Source organism: Amycolatopsis sp. NPDC058340 (assembly GCF_042723975.1).
Classification (GTDB): domain Bacteria; phylum Actinomycetota; class Actinomycetes; order Mycobacteriales; family Pseudonocardiaceae; genus Amycolatopsis.
On sequence record NZ_JBHXIB010000019.1, the window covers coordinates 1 to 16,783 of the forward strand.

Here is a 16,783-nt window from a genome sequence, read left to right on the forward strand (position 1 = left end):
CCACGCGAACGGGACAGCCGCGGCCAACGCCACCAAAGGCACCACCGCGAACAACTTGACGAGAAAGTTTTCGGTATCGGTCTGCTCCCCGGACAACAGGGGCTGTGACGCCCGTCTCTCTGCGCTGTCCGGGTTTCTTAGAACTGAAGTCATATCGCCGCTTCTTGTCGATGGCCAGGACTTGTACCGGCTGTGTCAGCCGATGTCACGGCGCGGCGCATGGAAGGCGACGCCCGCGACGAATTCTGCGCGAGCGTGCTTGGACAACACGACACCCAAAACGTTGGTCTGCTCCGGTCAACGAACGGCGTCGGCCGAAGGTTCCGGTGCGGGGTAAGAAGGTTCACGAAAAAGATCCACGTATCGCTCCCCTTGAGGAGTCGCCGGGTCGTGCCGCTCGACCTGGGTGTCGAGCGGGTGGCTGAACAGCGCACTGTCGGTGCTGTGAGTTTTGACTGTGAAACCTTTCGAGGGGGACCGCTGTTTCGCGGTCTTCGGCGAGGCCGGGGGCGAATTCCGCCCACCTCGCGGCGTCACGCCGAGAGCGGCGCCACCTCCCACGATACACGCCCTGGGGCCGAAACCCCAGGGCGTCCGTTCCGATCAGCCGTTCGCCGTCACATTGAGCGCGGCCACGACGCTTCGCTCTTCGTGAGCGAAATGCGCTTCGAGCTTCCCCGCGAGTGCGTCGAACTCGTCACGCAAGCGCAAAGGATCACTCTCGCCGTGCACGTACCCCTCCACGAGGTCACGGATCCGCTTCTGCGTCGCCGCGACGGCGACGTGGTCTTCCCCGAGCTTCGCCAACACCGGCGCGAGCGCGGGAAACCGTTGCGCCAGCATGGGAAACGCGCCCATGTCCTCGCCGGTGTGATGTTTGGCCAGCGCCTCGCAGAACGAAACACAGTGCGCCTTCAAGGATTTCTCCATGATGAGGGCGTCCGCGCGGCCGGCCACGATGTCGTCCACCCCGGCGCGCAGGGTCCTGAGTTCCTCCCGCAGCCACTCGTGGACCTCCACCAGGAAATCACCCATCCCCCGCACCCGGTCGTCGATCCGGTACAGGATCACGACCGGCAGCTCGCGTGTCGTTTTCGCCTGGTATTCGGCGAATCCCGGCTCCTCGGCGACGACCTTCGCGAACAGCGCGTCACGCTCCGCGGCGGGCGGGACGGCCGCGATCGCCTCGTACGTCTCGGTCCCCGTCTCGATCGTGACCCGGTGGTCCCGCCGGATGTTGTGGTACCAGCCTGGATGCGCCGGTGCCCCCATATTCGAAGCGACGACGACGGTCTTGCCGTCGATTTCGAGATACCCCAGCGGATTCGTCCGCCGCTTGCCGGTCTTGGCGCCGGTGGTGGTGAGCAGGATCAGCTTCCACCCCTCGAACATGCCGCCGAGTTTTCCGTTGCTCCGCCTGAATTCTTCGATCACCTGGTCGTTGAAGGTCAATGCGTTCCTTTCCCGTCGATGTGTCGACAGGAGGAAGCGGAACCGTCACCGGAAGAGAGCACACGCCCGGATTCCGGGCGCACCGCATGGAGGCGTCATCCCACGACGCGGGGATGAGTGATACGAGAGACGGTGTGTGCCGATCTCTGGTGGCCGAGTAGCCGCTACCTCCATGCGTAGGCCCATACGGGGCTCAGGGGCGACGTTAGCACGGGGCCGGGGCGACGCGCATCCACCTTGTCACCTGCGTTCCTTTCTCGTCGCGCTTCTTGAGGGATAAGGCTGCCGTGTGCGCTGCCACCGCGCCCGGCTGGACGACATCGTCATTCACCGCGCCGCGTGATCCGGCCTCGGTGGGGTGGTCGCGGTTAGCCGGCTGATTGCGACCACCCCGAATTGCGGCCACCTCTGATTGCGGCCACCTCGCCCTTTTCTTCAAACGTCCTACATCATTCGATATAGCCTGAATATGCTATAGCACAGGTGTTCGATCCGGCGTAGCGTTGATCTTGTGTCCAGCGACGATGCCTCCCCGAAGACGCCCACCCAGTGGTGGCGCGTCGACACCGCGACGCTGCACGCCCGCAAACAAGAACTCGAAATCCAGAAGCGCCGGCTGGACGCCGAGCAGAACGCGATCCTCGCCGAAATCAACTCCCGAGGAGTGCGCGGCTGCAGCGGTCACTCGACGCTGGCTGGACTGATCTACGAAGATTTCCTGGTGTCGGACAAGGAAGCCAGCGCCCGCGCCGACCGAGTCCTCGCCCTGCATCCCGGCCCGTCCCTGGGCGGCGACCCCGAACCACCCCTAGCACCCCTGACCGCCGAAGCCGCCGCCGAAGGCGCGATCGGCGGATCGCAGATCGACGCCATCATCACAACCCTCGCCCGCATCCCGTCTTCTGTCCCGGAAGACGATGTCCGTGCCGGGGAGAAAATCCTGGTCGAACTGGCCCGGCACGCGGGGCCCCGGCAGATCGCCCGCGCCGGACGCCGCCTGCTCGACGAACTCGACCCCGACGGCAAAGAACCCCGCAACGAGAACCCCAAAGACACCCGCCCAGAACTACGGTTCATCAAACACCGCGACGGCACCCTCGGCCTCAAAGCACGACTCGACCTGGAAACCTACGCCCGCCTCAAATCCGACCTCGACCCCCTCGCCAAACCCCACAAAGCCATCGACGGAGTGCGTGATCCCCGCACCCAGGACGAACGCTACGGAGACGCCTTCACCGACTACGTCCGCCTGAAAACCACCAGCCGCAACCTCCCCGGCCAAGCCGGGGAAGCCACCCACATCCTCATCACCATGTCCTACGAGGACCTGATGAACGATCTCGGCGAAGCCCACCTCGACCTCGTCGGCCCCATCAGCGCCACCGACGCGAGGATCCTCGCCTGCGACGCCCGCGTCCGACCCGGCGTCCTCGGCACCGCAGGCGAACCGCTCGACATCGGCCGATCGAAACGCACCGTGTCCCTGGCCCAGAAATACGCGCTCACCCTCCGCGACCGAGGCTGCGCCTTCCCCGGCTGCGACATGCCGGTGCCGCGGTGCACCGCTCATCACATTGTTTTCTGGCGACACCACGGCGAAACGAAAATCGACAACCTCGTACTCCTGTGCACGAAGCACCATCGGTTGATCCACCGGAGTGAATGGAAAGTCCAGATCGCCCAAGACGGCCTACCGGAATTCACCCCACCCACCTACCTCGACCCGAACGGAACACCGAGACGCAACACCATGCACCTACGAACATAGGCCGACCTAGTCAGGAGAAAATCCATGGCGCGTCGCGAAAGACCCTTTCACCGAACGTCGAGCTGAACCCGCAGGCATTCAATGCCTCGCGGTCACTCAGGCCTGCCGATGCCCGAAACCCCCGAACCGGCTCCCGTCAAACATCGCGAAGTTCCTAAGCCAACGCCAGCTCTCCGACCACCTGGTCTCCACTCATCTCTCCCGTCAACCGGAAGCCGAGCCTGAGGTAGAAGCGTTCGGGGCCGTCCTCGCCGGGGTGCCAGGTGGCGGTGAGGCGGTTTCCGCCCCGGCGGCGGATCTCGGCTGCCACGGCCTCGACCGCGAACCGGCCGTAGCCCTTGCCCTGTTCGCCCGCCGCGATGTTGAGCCGCCACAGACCGGAGCGGATGTCGGTGCCCGTGCCGTCGCCCGCGAAGTCGATGTCCAGGAAGGCCATGAGGAAACCCACCAGCCGGTCGCCGTCGAAAATGAGCCGGGGCCAAGCGATGCCGGGATACACGTATGCCTCGGCGAGGGATTTCACGACCGGCGCGACCAGATGCTCTTGTGCCGGGTGGACCCTCAGATCGATCGCGGCGTCGAAGTCGGCGGCCGTGACCTCGGCCAGTCGGAGGGTCATGCCCGCCCTTCTTCCTCCAGCACCGCCCGGATCACGTGCCGAGCGTTACCCGCCATGGCCTCGTTGGTCGTGCGGTAGTACGGCAGCGCGATCAGCGCCTGCGAAAGCGTCCGTCCGCGGCCGCGGCTCCAGCTCGCGTCGTCCACGTCCAGCGCCTCCCGGAAGACGCCCCTCGCGTCGGCGGGCAGCAGATTCCACGCCGGGAACAGATCGCAGGCCGGATCACCCACCCCCATGCAACCGAAGTCGATCACCGCGGAAAGGCGGCCACCATGCACCAGCAGATTGCCCGGCATCAGATCGGCGTGCAGCCACACCGGTGGTTCCTCCACGCCGGGATCCGCGAAGCCTCCTCCCAGAGCGCGAGGACGGTGTCGCAGTCGACGTCCTCTTCCGGAATCGCGCGCAGGCTTTCGATCGCCGACCGCGTCTCCGCGTCCAACGTCGCGAGCGGGCCGCCGCGGTGTGCGAGAGCAGGCGAAGGTACCGGCGGGACACGGCGCATCGCCAGCACGAACTCGGCCAGGTCTTCGGCGAGCGACGCCGGGGCGCCGAGTGCTTCCGGCCGCGGGTTCTCGCCCGGCAGCCAGCGGTACACCGACCACGGCCACGGGTATCCGTCGGCGGGCACGCCCGCCCCGAGCACCTCCGGGATCGGCGTGGGCAGCCGCGGTGCGATACGGGGCAGCCACTGCTGTTCCAGCGCGACGTCCTTCGCGCCGCTCTTGGTCAGCGGCAACCGGACCACCATGTCGTCCCCCAGCCGGAACATGGCGTTGACCGTGCCGCCGGAGGGCCGCCGTTCGATCGCCAGCCCGGCCCACCGGGGGAACTGTGCCTCGATCAGCTTCCGTACGAGGTTCTCGTCGACCACGACGGACATCCAACCACCGCCGGGGCATCATCGAGGCATGCCGATCCTCGCCGGCGCCGAGCCGCTCACCCCGGAGACCACCATCCGCCCGGCCCGGGCGGGCGAGGAGGACGTCGTGCTCGACCTCCTCGCCGAGGCCGCGGCCTGGCTGGCGCGGCGCGGGATCCATCAATGGCCGCAACGGTTTCCGTGGGAGTCGGTCCACGGACAGATCCAGGCGGGTGAGGTACTGCTGATCGTCGGGCCCGGCGGGCCGGTCGCGACCTGTGCGGTGTCCGAGGCGGATCCCGAGCTCTGGGGCGAAACCACACAACCGGCCTACTATCTGGGCCGCCTCGCGGTCGCGCGGGAAGCGGCGGGAGCCGGGCTCGGGATCCGGATCGTCGACTGGGTCGGCGAGAAGGCCGCGGCTCACCAGAAGACCTTCGTCCGGGTGGCGACCACGAGGGACAACGCGGCCTTGCGCGGGTACTACGAGCGCATGGGATTCGAGCACGTGGCAGACCCGCCCGCGGCGAAATGGCCCACCAGCCTCTACGAAAAGCCGGCAGGCGGCTCACGGCAGACCGAGGACCTCCGGCCGTGAAGCGTATTTCCGCCAATGCCGCCCCGGGTCCGGGACCAGGCGCCGCAGTTCGAGATCCATCAATCCGGACACGCTCTCCACCTCGGCGACGACGGCACCGTCCGGCGTCACGAACTCCTGGACGACCCGTGACACTTTGCCCGGCTCCCAGGCGAACCGGGTCAGGACGTCGATCCGCGCGCGGGCGCGAAGCTCGCGATGGAACCGGATCGTCGTTTCGAGGTTGACCGGGCCGAGGTTCCCGGCCTTGAGCGCCAACGGGTCCACTCCGGCGGCCCACACGCATTCCCAGCGCGCGTGGTCGGCGTACGCGAGGTAGGCGGGGCCCCGGACGTGGCCGTTGATGTCGAGATCGTCCGTACGGATGTCGATGGTGACGCGGAAAGGTTCGAGCACTTCCCGATTTTCGCGCCGACAGGCCGGCTCAGTCTGGAACGTTTCGGCCAGTCCACGACCGCACGAGCGCGCCGGGCGAGGCGCCCGACAGGCGGCGGCACTCCCGCCCGAGATGCGACTGATCCGCGTAGCCCAGATCGGCGGCGACGTCGGCGAGCGACGCTTGGTCGCGCGCCACGGCCTCGACCCGCTTCAGGAACCTGTGGAACCGCAGCACCCGCTGAAGCTCCTTGGGGCCCACGCCGACGTCGTGCCGGACATGCCGCCGAAGACCGCGCTCGCTCACCCCCAACCGGGCCGCCACCCGATCGGTGCGGGCACCGGGCGCGCTCAAGGCGCGCGCCGCCGCGAGCGACAGCCCGTCCACCTCGACGTCCCGGAGCCGCTCGGCGACCAGCGCTTCCAGCACCGTCCGCGCCTCGCCGGGCGTCCCGCATCCGGCCAGCTCGGACTCCGCGCGACGAGCCCCGGCGGCCCACAAGTCGCGCAGCGGGGTGGCGCCCGCGGACAGCTCCGTCATCGGCAGGCCCAGCACCGCGCCGCCGACGCCGCATCGCAGACGGAGCCCGACGGTCCACTCCGCCGACGGCAGTTCGTGCCGCAGCACGCCTCGCACGGTGGTGACCGCGGCCAGCACCGTCCCGTCCCAGACCAGGTCCACACAGCCGTCCGGGAACACCCTCAGCGGACGGCGGCAGCCCACCAAGCCCGTCCAGACGCTCTCGACGACGCCGTCCACCGCCGCGACCGGCCTGCTTTCGCGGTACACCGAACGGCCCGACCGGCGACGCAGCGGAACACCCACGTCCGGCAGTATGCCCCCGCCCACCGACAAGATGCGCGTCACTTGATCATGCTGAAGACTTGCCGTCGTGCTGCTGCCGGTGCTCGACCCGTCCCCCGCCGAGTGGATCTCCCCCAGGCTCGGTGGGGCGTTCGGCGCGGCGGGCCGCACGGTTCCGCGTGGCTACGCCGCGTACGCCCGCCTCTGCCATCCCGCCGAGCGTGATCGCGGCGGCTGGGCGAGCTGGCGCGAAGCAGCGGCCGAGACGGGACGACGCGCCCATGCCGCCATGCAGTGGCACGCGCTCGTCGGCTCCCCGGATCCGGTGAATCTCACCGGCTCGCTCTGGCGGGGCTCCCCGCCGGATCGAGGCACTCTGCCGTCGCACAGCCTCACCGCGCTGCTGGCCGTGCTCGGCGAACACACGGCAACGTCAGACGCCTGGTTCTGTCTGTGGGAGGGCTACGGCTGGGCCGACGAGGCGACGTTGTCCCGCGAACACCTCGCCGCGCCTCGTCTGCGTCACCCGGGCCGGGACTACCTGCTGTTCCACGGGCCGCTGACGGCCGCGACCGAACTCGGCTGGCGGCCCCGGCCGAACTGGTTCGAGGCGCAGTCGCCCAACCTGTTCTGGCCGGACGACCGCGCCTGGTGCGTCGCCACCGAGGTCGACTTCGATTCGACCCTCGTCGCGGGTGACGAGGCCCTGATCGACGCGCTGCTGGGCACGCCCGGCCTGGAGGCGTGGCGGATCGAGTCCGACACCTCGCTCGCGGCCGACGGCGACCGGATCAACCAGCTCCCCTGAGGGTCAGCGCTCTTCGATCGAGTCGACCTTCGTCGGGTAGAACGCCACGTGGTCCTTGATCTCGGCGACCGCGTCGTGCGGCGCCTCGTAGGTCCAGACGGCGTTCTCGGCGAGGCCGTCACCGGTGCGGATGCTGTAGTACGACGCGTCGCCCTTGAAGGGGCAGTACGTCGAGTGGTCCGTCCGTTCCAGCAGGCCGAAGTCGACGTCGGCACGCGGGATGTAGTGCGCGGGCGGGTAGTTCGCCTCTCGCAGGGTGAGCGCGTTCGCGCTGTCCGCCACGATCTTCCCGCCGATCGTGACGACCACTCGCGCCTTGTTCGGCGCCACCGTGATCGGGTGGTCCGCGCTGGGCTTCAACACCTTTTTGTCAGACATACCGGGCACAGCGACGCCGAACGCGCGGATATTCCCCGTCAGGGCAGGTAGTACATCGGATTCGGCAGCTTGACCGGGAATTCGGCGTAACCGCCTTCGAGGTCGCTGAACTGGTCGCCGAAGTTGGCCAGGATGGTCGCACCGGTCGAGGCGATGTGCTTCCGCGTGCCCGCCTTGTACTGGACGGTGGTGCAGGTCAGCCCGCACGGCAGGTAGTCCGGCGCGGTGGTCTTCGGTTTGAAGAACGCCCCCGCCGGCGCCGGGTAGCCCTCGTTCGCCAGGTTCTTGAGCGACTGGGGGCCCTGGAACTCGTTGCGCCCGGTCAGGAAGTAGATCTTCACGCCGCGCTGCGCGGCCCAGTTCGCCAGCTCCAGCACCGGTTTGTTCGCGACGAACGTGCCGTTGTCGATCGCTTCCTGCTGCTTCTTCGGGTCGAAGCCGAAGTCGTTGTCCGCTTCCCAGCCGTAGGTGACCTCGGCGGTGTCGTCGACGTCGAACACGACCGCGGGGTTCTTCACGCCGCGGTCCAGCCGCCGCGTGAGATAGCGCTTGGCGTCCTCGACCTGACGTTTGGTGTCGGAAACGAACCGGCTTCCCTCGGAGTACCCGTGCTTGCCGTCGCTGCCGACGACATCGCCGTAGTAGGCCTTCACGTCGAGTTTGACCTGGCCGATGTTCGCGGGCTCGTGACCGCGCCGCCAGGTGGCGTCGTCGGTGTTCGCGACGGCGGTGGCACCGCCGGCGAGAACGGCTCCGGCGGCCGCGGCGGCGGCCAATTTCAGCAGACCGGTGAACCGGCTCATGGAAATGCTCCTCACGTCGGCTGTGCGCGGCAAAGGAACGCTACTCCAGAACGACCGATTCTGGTCAGTACCAAAGTAGCTTCTTCACCACCGCGTGGTTTCAGCTTGCGCCGCAAGGCATCCGGGTCTATGTCGAGACCGCGGACGAGGATTTCCAATCGACCGATATCGTGTTTTTTCAGCAGTACACGAAGATTCTTCTCGCTGTACGGTCCGTGCTCGAACACCCGGAACGCCCGGATTCCCGGCGGCGGAGTGTCCCCGGTCAGATACGCGATGCGTTCGTCGAGCTGCCACAAACCGTGCCGGGCCGCGTAATGCCGCACGAGCCCGGCCCGGACGACGGCGCCGTCGGGGTCGACGATCCATTCGCCCGGATCACGCGCGGGAATCTCGTCGGGGTCGGCGTCGGTGACCGTCCACTGTGCACCGTCCGAACGCAACACCGTCGCCCGGCGTGACACCGTCGAGCCCACTCCGCGCCACAGGCAGGCCTCCCGGACCTGACCGTCCAAAGAGACCAGTTCGACCTCGTCCGCCCAGGGCGCGATGGAGAAATCGAGACCCGGCGCGCATTTCACCGAGAGTTCGCGGCCGGGATACGCCTCGACCAGGCCGTCCAGCGGCGGCAGGAAATCGGCGGGCTTCCACGCCCGGCGCCCGGCGGAATCACGGCGGGCGGGGTCGGCGACGACGACCGAATCACGACTGACCGGCCGCAAGGCATCGGCCCTGAGCAATGTGGGCGAAACCCCGGCCTCGGAAGCATTGTGCCGCGCCATCGCCAGCCGGACCTCGTCCAGATCCGAACCCAGCGCCTTCGAGGCGACGCGGGCGATCTCGACCAGGTCCGCGCCGACGGAGCACGTCACGTCGTGGACGTCGCGACCGGCGAGCCGTGCGGCCCGGTGCCGGGCGACGAGCGTGGCGCTGGCCTGCTGGAGGGCGTCGCCAGTGAACAGCCACGAGCCCGCGGCGTCCAGTTTGTACGACGACTTCCGCCGCAGCATCACCGTTTCCAGCACCGCGGCCGCGTGGTCCGGGGCGATGCGGCGCACGGCGGCGACGTCGGCGATTCGGGTCTTGTCGGTCAGCGGCAGGGACGAGCATTCGGCGAGCGCCGCGCTTCCCGCGCCGGAGCGCAGGAAGGCGACGTCGTCGAGCGTGAACCGATACGACACCTACGGACGCTTGGTACCGGTGATCATCACGTTGTAGAACAGCTCGCGCGGCAGCACCTTGGCGAGCAGCTTCTTGTCCAAAGCGGACAGCCGCAGCCACAGCCGGTACGCGAACAGACGCCAGCGCAGGGTCAGTTTCTCCTGCGGCACGGCGGCTTCGAAGGTCCGGATCGGCCAGCCCGCGAGCGCCGCGGCGAACTCCTCGGTGACGGCGCGGACGTCCTGCGCTCCCGCGCCGCGGGCCATCGACTCCAGTTCGGACGGGTCGAAGGTGTGGATGTCGACCACGGCCTCCAGCGCGGCCGCGCGGGAGGACTCGTCGAGTTCCTCCTGCGGGCGGCGCCAGCCGTTCAGCACCGGCAGCTTGGTCAGGTTCGTGGTGAGGTACCACGTGATCTGGCCGAGCTTGCGGGCGTAGAAGTCGCCGACCTTCGTCGGCTCGCCCGCGAAGACGAACCGGCCGCCCGGCTTCAGCACCCGCAGCACCTCGGCGAACGCCGCGCGGACGTCCGGGATGTGGTGCAGCACCGCGTGCCCGACGACGAGGTCGAAACTGTTGTCCTCGTACGGGATCCGCTCCGCGTCGGCGACGCGGCCATCGACGTCGAGGCCGAGGTTCTCGGCGTTGCGCAGCGCGACCTGCACCATGCCCGGCGAGAGGTCGGTGACCGAACCCTTCTTGATCACCCCGCCCTGCATCAGGTTCAGCAGGAAGAAACCGGTGCCGCTGCCCAGTTCCATCGCGGTCGGGTACGGCTGGCCGTCTTCACCGGCGACGGCGTTGAACACGTCCGTCGCGTAGGAGATGCAGCGCTCGTCGTAGGAGATGGACCACTTCTCGTCGTAGGTCCCGGCTTCCCAGTCGTGGTAGAGCACGTTGGCGAGCTTGGGGTCGTCGAAGGCGGCCTTGACCTCTTCGGCGGTGGCGTGCGGATTCGGCGCCGGGTCGTTCACCTGCGTCATCGCGCTTACTTCCCCTCGAAGGTGGCCTTGCCAGGGCCGTTTTCGATGAACGACTGCATGCCGTTGCGCTGGTCCTCGGTCGCCCAGAGCGCGGCGAAGAGGTGGGATTCGAGCTTGAGCCCGCTCGCGAGGTCGGTGTCGAGACCGCCGTCGATGGCGGCCTTCGCGGCGCGAAGCGCGACAGCCGGGCCGTTGGCGAACTGCGAGGCCCACTTGTGCGCGGCGGCGTAGACGTCGTCCGGCGCCACGACCTCGTCGAGGATGCCCAGCGCGAGTGCCTCTTCGGCCTTCACGAACCGGCCGGTGAACACGAGGTCCTTGGTCTTGCTCGGGCCGATGAGCCGCGCGAGGCGCTGCGTGCCGCCGGCACCGGGGATGACGCCGAGCTGGATCTCCGGCTGCCCGACCTTGACGTTGTCGCCGGCGATCCGGCGGTCGGCGGTGAGCGCGAGCTCCAGACCGCCGCCCAGCGCGTAGCCGGTGATGGCGGCGACGACCGGCTTCGGGATGTTCGCGATGGTGGCCAGCGACGCCGTCAGCGCGGCGCCGAACTTCGCGATCTCCGGGTAGGTGCGCTCGGCCATCTCCTTGATGTCCGCGCCACCCGCGAAGGTCTTCTCGCCGCCGTAGAGGATCACGGCGCGCACGTCGTCGCGCTCGGAGGCCTCACGGGCCGCTTCGGCCAGCTCGGCCTGCACCTGGTTGTTGAGCGCGTTGACCGGCGGGCGGTCCAGCCGGATCGTGCCGACCCCGCCTTCGACCTCGAGACTTACGAACTCTCCCACGCCGTCCTCCTTAACCGTCCAAGACAGATTGCAGGCTACCGGTCAGTACGACCCGTCAGCGGCGACGGGCGAAGAAGCGATCACCGGACCGTTCGAGCAGCAGGTCCTGATCGAACGTCTTGGACAGGTTGTCGCTGGTCACGACGTCGTCCACGAGTCCGGAGGCGACCGCGCGGCCGTCGCGCAGCAGCAGCGCGTGGGTGAACCCCGGCGGGATTTCTTCCACGTGATGGGTGACGAGCACCATGGCCGGCGCCTCCGGGTCGAGGGCCAGCTCCGAAAGCCGGGCGACGAGGTCCTCGCGGCCGCCGAGGTCGAGCCCCGCGGCCGGCTCGTCGAGCAGCAGCATCTCCGGGTCGGTCATCAGCGAACGCGCGATCAGGGTCCGCTTGCGTTCACCCTCCGACAGCGTGCCGAAGGTGCGCTCGGCCAGGTGCGCGATGCCGAGCGCGCCCAGCAGCTCCATGGCGCGGTCGGTATCGAGGCGGTCGTATTCCTCACGCCAGCGGCCGACGACGGCGTACCCGGCGCTCACCACGACGTCGACGACGCGCTCCTCACCCGGCACACGCTGGGCGATCGCGGCCGAGGTGAACCCGATCCGCGGACGCAGCTCGAAGATGTTGACCTTGCCGATCCGGTCGCCGAGCAGGTCGACCGTTCCGGTGGTCGGGTGGAGTTCGGCCGCGGCCAGCCGGAGCAGGGTGGTCTTGCCCGCGCCGTTCGGACCGAGCACCACCCAGCGCTCGTCCAGTTCCACGGTCCAATCGAGGTCGGCGAGGAGGTCGTTGCCTGTTCGGCGGACCCCGACACCGGTCATCCTCACCACGAGGTCGTCAAGTTCGCTGGGCTGGATCGGCTCGCTCACGCGCCCATTGTGTCCGCACTCGCGCGCGTGTGTGCACCGGGCCGCCGGTCGGTGGAAAGCGGCTGGTCCAGGGAGTGGGACGAAACGACCCGGACGCGGCCGCTGTGGCAGCATCGAGCGCGTGATCAGGTCCGTGTCCGCCGCCTTCCCCGTCATCGGGGGCTCTTTCTGGCGCCGCCGGGCCATCGACCTGCTCCTCGTCGCCTCGTGCGGGTGTACCACCGCGCGACACGGCTGAGTCCCCGCTCTTCCGACGGCACCTCCGTGTCGCGCCGCGTTCGGCCCTGCTTCCGCGCCCGCGATCCTTCACGAGGAGCCTCACCGTGACCACGTCCATCACCCCGCGCCAGGACTTCGAGATCCATCCGCAGCTCGTCGACCCGCTGCTGCCGGACCTGCTGCACCCCGACCATCTGCTCTGGACGCCACGGGAACTGGCCGACCTGACCTCCACCGTCGCCACCGAACTGACCTCGGGCCTGCGCGGCCTGCTGCGCTTCGACGCCGACCACCGCTGGTGGGCACGCCTCGCGCTGACCGACGGCGTCGAACTGTGGCTGCTGTCCTGGCTGCCCGGCCAGCGGACCAAACCGCACGACCACGGCGGCGCGTCCGGTTCGTTCACCGTGCTGCAGGGCGAACTCGGCGAGGAGTACCGCTACCCCGGCGGCCCGGTCCGGCGCCGCACGCACGTCGCGGGCGAGGGCATCGGCTTCGGCGCGGGCCGCGCGCACCAGGTGACCGGCATCGGCACCGAGCCCGCCGCCAGCGTCCACGCCTACTCGCCGCCGCTGGTCGCGACCCGCGAATACGCCACGCTCGCCGACGTTCCCGCCGAGATCCCCTCGCTGGCCCCGATACTGGGCCGATGAGCGCGATCGACACCCTCTTGGCCGCCGCCCGGGCCGGACTGGACCGGGCGGAGCCCGAGCGGGCGCTGCGGCTGCAACGGGACGGCGCCCTGATCGTGGACATCCGCCCGCACGTCAACCGGCTCGAAGAGGGCGAGATCCCGGACTCGGTGGTCGTCGAGCGGATCCACCTCGAATGGCGGCTCGCGCCGGACAGCGAGTGGCGGCTGCCTCAGGTGACCCCGGACTCGACGGTGATCGTCGTGTGCAACGAGGGGTATTCGTCGAGCCTCGCCGCCGCGGATCTGCAGCGGCTCGGCCTGCCGGGCGCCACCGACCTCGAAGGCGGGTTCCGCGCCTGGCGGTCGGCGGGACTCCCGATCCGGGAAGGCGGCACGCCTGCCGTTCCCTAGTGTCCACGGTCGCCGGTGGGGTGCCGGAAGCTCTCCGCGGCACGGTCGACTGGGGCGGACCGGCTCACGCGGCGAAGGGCGCTTTACCCGCATCGCATGCGGTGAAAGTCCCCTTCAGCCCCCGAGACCCGGGACCCTAGCCGCGGACCGCGAGCCGGGCGATCGAGTCCGGGGAGAGCGGGAGCGCGGCGTGGATCCCGGCGCCTCGCGTCGGCCTGGGGTTGACCAGCACCCCGGTCGCCGCGTCGCGCCGGGCGGCGGCGAGCACGACCTCACGGCCGGTGCGGTGCCGGATCCGCGCCCAGCCCGCGCCGGTGACCGCGCGGTATTCGGCCAGCAGACGTTCGTCGGTGAAGACGCAGAGCCACTCGCCGTGCGCGCCGAGACGGGCCGGGACCGGGGCGCCCGCCTCGTCCGCCGGACCGCATACCGTGCCGTCGAGGAACATCCGCATGACCGAAGGGACGGGATCGAGCGGCCCCCGCTCCCGCTCGGGGCGCACGTTCTCGGCGATCCACCGCGAAGCGAGCCTGAAGTCTTCGCCGGTGAGGTCCTCCTGAAAGCCGTCCAGGCTGTTCTTGACACTCCCCAGGAAGTCGTAGAACCGCCTGGTGCAGGTCCGCTCGGAGACGGCGACCCGGCCGCGGCCGACCATGGTCCTGATCCGGCCGACCATGCCCGCCCCGCCGTGCACCGGATCGACGCCGAGGTTGTACGCGGTCCAGACGATCTCGGGCATGAGCGGGTCGGCGAACCGCTCGAGAACGCGGTTCAGCCGCAGAAGGACGATCTCGCGCACCCGGCCCGGCTCGGCGTCCTCGGCGATACCCCAGATGTCCCGCAGTTCCGGCCCCAGCGCACGGCGCAGGCCGTCCTGCCGGATCCCGGCGCGGGCATGGACATGGTGCAGCCGGTCCTTCGCCCTGCGCGATGTTTTCGTTTCCTTCGCCGAAGCCACCATTCCTCCGCGATTCGCGATCGGCCCGGCAAAGTGTATTTCACCGGGCCATTCCGCATTGTTCGGGGAAAATCGAGAATCAGGGGTTTCCTTTGTTCGCCACCGGCTTGACAAGCGACGGCATCGACCAGAATCGCCACACCGCGTCACTCAGCCCCTGTGTCCGCCGATCGAATTCGGCCGGGTCGGTCAGGAGCAACGCGGGCGCGAGCCCAGTTTGACCGGTGACCGCGTCGGGCGGCGGTGAAATCGGCTTCACGTCGCGCGCGGGCCGGGATTCCCGGACCACGCGCCGGTCGACCTCACCGAGCATCGTCCTCAACGCGGCCAGGTCCTTGCCCACTTCGGTGAGCGTGGCCGCCGCCCGCGCCGCCGCCTCGGTCCGCTGGGCGATCAGCCTCCGGATGAGCGACGGATCCGCGGTGTCCCGCGCGTTCCTGGTCAGCTGCTCCAGGACGGCCACGAAATCGTCCAGCGCCCGCGCGGCACGGCCGTGCTCCTCCCCGACCATCCGGCACCGGGCGGTCAACTCGGTCCGGCGGCCCAGATACGCGTCGTGTCCAGGACCGGACCAGCCATGAGGATCGATCTGGCGTACCTCGACGGCTTGATCCTCCAACGACCGGGAAACCGCTCGCAGGCGTTCAGCCTCGCTTCGGAGCACGCTGACCGTCCCAGCCGTCCAGGGCGCGCTCGGCCCGTCCGGGTCTTCCGGATTCATCGTCCGTCCTCTTCGCTTCAGCCGAGAACGGCCTGGATGGTGTTGACGTTCCCGGCGTCGAAGGCGAGAGCCCCCCGGGTGAGACTTCCGGCGGCATCGATCAGGTTGACCTTCTCGACCGCCGCTTCTTCGCCTTTCCGGTAATCCCGCGCGGCCTCGCCCAGCCGGTCACCGAGGTGCCGCACATCCTCGGCGAGCACGGTGACACTGTGCGCGGAAGCCTCCTGGAAGCTCTCCAGCGCCGCCACGAGGACGGGGTCCCCCGCTTCACTCGCCGTCGCCTTGAACTTCAGTGCCGGTTGCCTGGTGATCATCTCGGCGATGTGGTGGAGCCGGTCGCCCGCCCGGCCCAGTTCGTCGGGAACGGCCTCGAAGTCGATCATGTCCGGTGTCCTCGTCTCGGATCAGCATTCACGGGCGAGCCGGGCGATCTCCTCCGGCGGGAGGGGCAAGGTGGCGTCGGCCCCCGCTCCCATCACCGGACTCGGATCGATCAGGATCCCGGTCGGGAAGATCCGGCCCGCGGCCATCCGGACGACGTCCCGGCCCGTCCACCGGCCGATCCGGGGCCACCCCGCGCCGGCGGATTTGCGATAGGCGGCCAGCAACCCCTCTTCGGTGAAGACGCACAGCCACTCGCCCTGGGGACCGAGCTTCGCCGCGAGCGGGACACCATCGCCGTCCGCGGGGCCGTGGACAGTGCCGTCGAGGAACATCTGCAGCACCGGTTCCATCGGCGCGCGCAGCCTTCTGATGGCGGTGGACAGTCCACCCGCGTCCGCCACGGGTTCCGGCGTACCGGGCCGGACGTTCGCGGCCAGCCAGCGCGAAGCCCGGGCGAGGTCCTCGCCGGTGATCGCGCTCTGCCCGGCGCTCAGGCTCTTCACGACGGCCGGCAGGAAAACGTCGTTGAATCGCCGGGTGCAGGTCCGGACACTGCGCTCGACCTCGCCCTGGCCGACCAACCTTTCGAGCCGCCGGACGACGCCGCTTTCCTCGCCTGGCGAACCCGCGCCGAGGTTGTACGCGGTCCAGACGATCACGGGCATTTCGGGTTTCCGGAATTGGTCCAGGACCCGGTTCAAGCGCACGAGCACGATCTCCCGCACGCGTGACGCCTCGGCGTCTTCCGCGATTCCCCAGCGTTCGAGCAACTCCGGCCCCATGACCGTGGCGAGCCCGTCCTGCCAGATGCCGTTGCGCTTGTGGATGCCGAGCACGCTGTCCTCGGGCTTTTTTCTTTTCCTCGTCGAAGTCACTATTCCTCCCCTGCGCGACCTCAAGGACGAAGAGCCTAGGCGATCACAATGCGCCGCACGAATCACCCCCAATCGCCTGACAAATCGGCTCTCACCTGCACTTTTGCCATTTATTGGACACCATTCCGGTCCGAGTTCGCCTTTTGTTTGCCACCGACTTGACAAGGGGCGCGGATGACCGATCCGTGGCGAATTAAAACCGTACGTACGTCTCATGACCACTTCCTGGCCAAGGTCCGGCGGAGGCTGCGCGAAGACGATCACTCGGCTTAGCGTCGAAGCGACAGCCGCTGATCGGGCGGCCGGGAAACAGGAG

General features: G+C 68.8%; 19 protein-coding genes and 1 pseudogene. 5 read left to right on the plus strand and 15 right to left on the minus strand.

Going from position 1 to position 16,783, the window contains the following annotated elements:
* Positions 1–603: 603 nt before the first annotated feature.
* Complete coding sequence (locus tag ACFWIW_RS21600) at positions 604–1,392, minus strand: nitroreductase/quinone reductase family protein (protein ID WP_378370183.1); 789 nt, start codon at positions 1,390–1,392, stop codon at positions 604–606.
* 571 nt (positions 1,393–1,963) lie between these two features.
* On the opposite strand from ACFWIW_RS21600, the gene ACFWIW_RS21605 reads away from it, so the two are divergent.
* Complete coding sequence (locus ACFWIW_RS21605) at positions 1,964–3,220, plus strand: DUF222 domain-containing protein (RefSeq protein WP_378370073.1); 1,257 nt, start codon at positions 1,964–1,966, stop codon at positions 3,218–3,220.
* A gap of 154 nt (positions 3,221–3,374) precedes the next feature.
* On the opposite strand, the gene ACFWIW_RS21610 is transcribed toward ACFWIW_RS21605, so the two are convergent.
* Both ACFWIW_RS21610 and ACFWIW_RS21615 read right to left on the minus strand, forming a co-directional pair.
* A complete protein-coding gene (locus tag ACFWIW_RS21610; RefSeq protein WP_378370074.1) occupies positions 3,375–3,839 on the minus strand; it encodes a GNAT family N-acetyltransferase in 465 nt (154 codons plus the stop codon).
* Positions 3,836–4,722 (minus strand): annotated as a pseudogene (locus ACFWIW_RS21615) (aminoglycoside phosphotransferase family protein). Before ACFWIW_RS21615 ends, ACFWIW_RS21610 begins: the two are co-directional and overlap by 4 nt.
* 28 nt (positions 4,723–4,750) lie before the next feature.
* Between ACFWIW_RS21615 and ACFWIW_RS21620 the strand changes: the two are divergent.
* Positions 4,751–5,299: a GNAT family N-acetyltransferase gene (locus tag ACFWIW_RS21620; RefSeq protein WP_378370075.1), complete on the plus strand. Its 549-nt coding sequence runs from the start codon at positions 4,751–4,753 to the stop codon at positions 5,297–5,299.
* On the opposite strand, the gene ACFWIW_RS21625 is transcribed toward ACFWIW_RS21620, so the two are convergent.
* Positions 5,270–5,695, minus strand: coding sequence for an acyl-CoA thioesterase (locus ACFWIW_RS21625; protein ID WP_378370076.1), 426 nt, complete (start codon positions 5,693–5,695; stop codon positions 5,270–5,272). The genes ACFWIW_RS21620 and ACFWIW_RS21625 overlap by 30 nt on opposite strands.
* A 28-nt stretch (positions 5,696–5,723) precedes the next feature.
* Positions 5,724–6,542, minus strand: a complete 819-nt coding sequence (locus ACFWIW_RS21630) for a helix-turn-helix domain-containing protein (RefSeq protein WP_378370077.1) — start codon at positions 6,540–6,542, stop codon at positions 5,724–5,726.
* A 25-nt stretch (positions 6,543–6,567) separates the two neighbouring features.
* Between ACFWIW_RS21630 and ACFWIW_RS21635 the strand changes: the two genes are divergently transcribed.
* Complete coding sequence (locus ACFWIW_RS21635; protein ID WP_378370078.1) at positions 6,568–7,287, plus strand: hypothetical protein; 720 nt, start codon at positions 6,568–6,570, stop codon at positions 7,285–7,287.
* Between the two features lie 3 nt (positions 7,288–7,290).
* Here ACFWIW_RS21635 and ACFWIW_RS21640 read toward each other — a convergent pair whose 3' ends face one another.
* From ACFWIW_RS21640 to ACFWIW_RS21665, 6 genes are read right to left on the minus strand one after another with little or no spacing between them, the layout of a single operon-like run.
* On the minus strand, positions 7,291–7,665 hold the full coding sequence (locus ACFWIW_RS21640; protein WP_378370079.1) for a DUF427 domain-containing protein: 375 nt from the start codon (positions 7,663–7,665) through the stop codon (positions 7,291–7,293).
* A gap of 38 nt (positions 7,666–7,703) precedes the next feature.
* Positions 7,704–8,468: an HAD family acid phosphatase gene (locus ACFWIW_RS21645; RefSeq protein ID WP_378370080.1), complete on the minus strand. Its 765-nt coding sequence runs from the start codon at positions 8,466–8,468 to the stop codon at positions 7,704–7,706.
* Between the two features lie 11 nt (positions 8,469–8,479).
* Positions 8,480–9,649 (minus strand): class I SAM-dependent methyltransferase, encoded by a 1,170-nt coding sequence (locus tag ACFWIW_RS21650; protein WP_378370081.1) that lies wholly within the window; start codon positions 9,647–9,649, stop codon positions 8,480–8,482.
* Positions 9,650–10,612, minus strand: a complete 963-nt coding sequence (locus ACFWIW_RS21655; protein WP_037304672.1) for a class I SAM-dependent methyltransferase — start codon at positions 10,610–10,612, stop codon at positions 9,650–9,652.
* Positions 10,613–10,617: 5 nt separating this feature from the next.
* Positions 10,618–11,397 carry an enoyl-CoA hydratase/isomerase family protein gene (locus tag ACFWIW_RS21660; protein WP_378370082.1) on the minus strand — a complete coding sequence of 260 codons (780 nt, stop codon included), beginning with the start codon at positions 11,395–11,397 and terminating at the stop codon, positions 10,618–10,620.
* A gap of 55 nt (positions 11,398–11,452) precedes the next feature.
* Positions 11,453–12,265 carry an ABC transporter ATP-binding protein gene (locus ACFWIW_RS21665; protein WP_378370083.1) on the minus strand — a complete coding sequence of 271 codons (813 nt, stop codon included), beginning with the start codon at positions 12,263–12,265 and terminating at the stop codon, positions 11,453–11,455.
* A 323-nt stretch (positions 12,266–12,588) separates the two neighbouring features.
* Between ACFWIW_RS21665 and ACFWIW_RS21670 the strand changes: the two genes are divergently transcribed.
* Positions 12,589–13,137, plus strand: a complete 549-nt coding sequence (locus ACFWIW_RS21670) for a cysteine dioxygenase (protein WP_378370084.1) — start codon at positions 12,589–12,591, stop codon at positions 13,135–13,137.
* Positions 13,134–13,529: a rhodanese-like domain-containing protein gene (locus tag ACFWIW_RS21675; protein WP_378370085.1), complete on the plus strand. Its 396-nt coding sequence runs from the start codon at positions 13,134–13,136 to the stop codon at positions 13,527–13,529. The genes ACFWIW_RS21670 and ACFWIW_RS21675 overlap by 4 nt, the downstream gene beginning before the upstream one ends.
* A gap of 136 nt (positions 13,530–13,665) precedes the next feature.
* On the opposite strand, the gene ACFWIW_RS21680 is transcribed toward ACFWIW_RS21675, so the two are convergent.
* The 4 genes from ACFWIW_RS21680 to ACFWIW_RS21695 form a co-directional block, all read right to left on the minus strand.
* Entirely contained in the window at positions 13,666–14,490 is an 825-nt protein-coding gene (locus tag ACFWIW_RS21680; protein WP_378370086.1) for a hypothetical protein, read from the minus strand.
* Positions 14,491–14,566: 76 nt separating this feature from the next.
* The gene (locus ACFWIW_RS21685) at positions 14,567–15,208 is read right to left on the minus strand and encodes a hypothetical protein (protein WP_378370087.1); all 642 of its coding nucleotides are present in this window, start codon (positions 15,206–15,208) and stop codon (positions 14,567–14,569) included.
* Positions 15,209–15,225: 17 nt separating this feature from the next.
* Positions 15,226–15,591, minus strand: coding sequence for a hypothetical protein (locus tag ACFWIW_RS21690; protein ID WP_378370088.1), 366 nt, complete (start codon positions 15,589–15,591; stop codon positions 15,226–15,228).
* 21 nt (positions 15,592–15,612) lie between these two features.
* Positions 15,613–16,470, minus strand: coding sequence for a hypothetical protein (locus ACFWIW_RS21695; RefSeq protein WP_378370184.1), 858 nt, complete (start codon positions 16,468–16,470; stop codon positions 15,613–15,615).
* Between the last annotated feature and the right edge of the window lie 313 nt (positions 16,471–16,783).

What these genes read in the sequence shown, in the direction of transcription:
- ACFWIW_RS21600 (WP_378370183.1), bottom strand. Translation starts at nt 1,392, where the DNA reads ATGTTCGAGGGGTGGAAGCTGATCCTGCTCACCACCACCGGCGCCAAG.
- ACFWIW_RS21610 (WP_378370074.1), bottom strand. Translation starts at nt 3,839, where the DNA reads ATGACCCTCCGACTGGCCGAGGTCACGGCCGCCGACTTCGACGCCGCG.
- ACFWIW_RS21620 (WP_378370075.1), top strand. Translation starts at nt 4,751, where the DNA reads ATGCCGATCCTCGCCGGCGCCGAGCCGCTCACCCCGGAGACCACCATC.
- ACFWIW_RS21640 (WP_378370079.1), bottom strand. Translation starts at nt 7,665, where the DNA reads ATGTCTGACAAAAAGGTGTTGAAGCCCAGCGCGGACCACCCGATCACG.
- ACFWIW_RS21645 (WP_378370080.1), bottom strand. Translation starts at nt 8,468, where the DNA reads ATGAGCCGGTTCACCGGTCTGCTGAAATTGGCCGCCGCCGCGGCCGCC.
- ACFWIW_RS21655 (WP_037304672.1), bottom strand. Translation starts at nt 10,612, where the DNA reads ATGACGCAGGTGAACGACCCGGCGCCGAATCCGCACGCCACCGCCGAA.
- ACFWIW_RS21675 (WP_378370085.1), top strand. Translation starts at nt 13,134, where the DNA reads ATGAGCGCGATCGACACCCTCTTGGCCGCCGCCCGGGCCGGACTGGAC.
- ACFWIW_RS21680 (WP_378370086.1), bottom strand. Translation starts at nt 14,490, where the DNA reads ATGGTGGCTTCGGCGAAGGAAACGAAAACATCGCGCAGGGCGAAGGAC.
- ACFWIW_RS21685 (WP_378370087.1), bottom strand. Translation starts at nt 15,208, where the DNA reads ATGAATCCGGAAGACCCGGACGGGCCGAGCGCGCCCTGGACGGCTGGG.
- ACFWIW_RS21690 (WP_378370088.1), bottom strand. Translation starts at nt 15,591, where the DNA reads ATGATCGACTTCGAGGCCGTTCCCGACGAACTGGGCCGGGCGGGCGAC.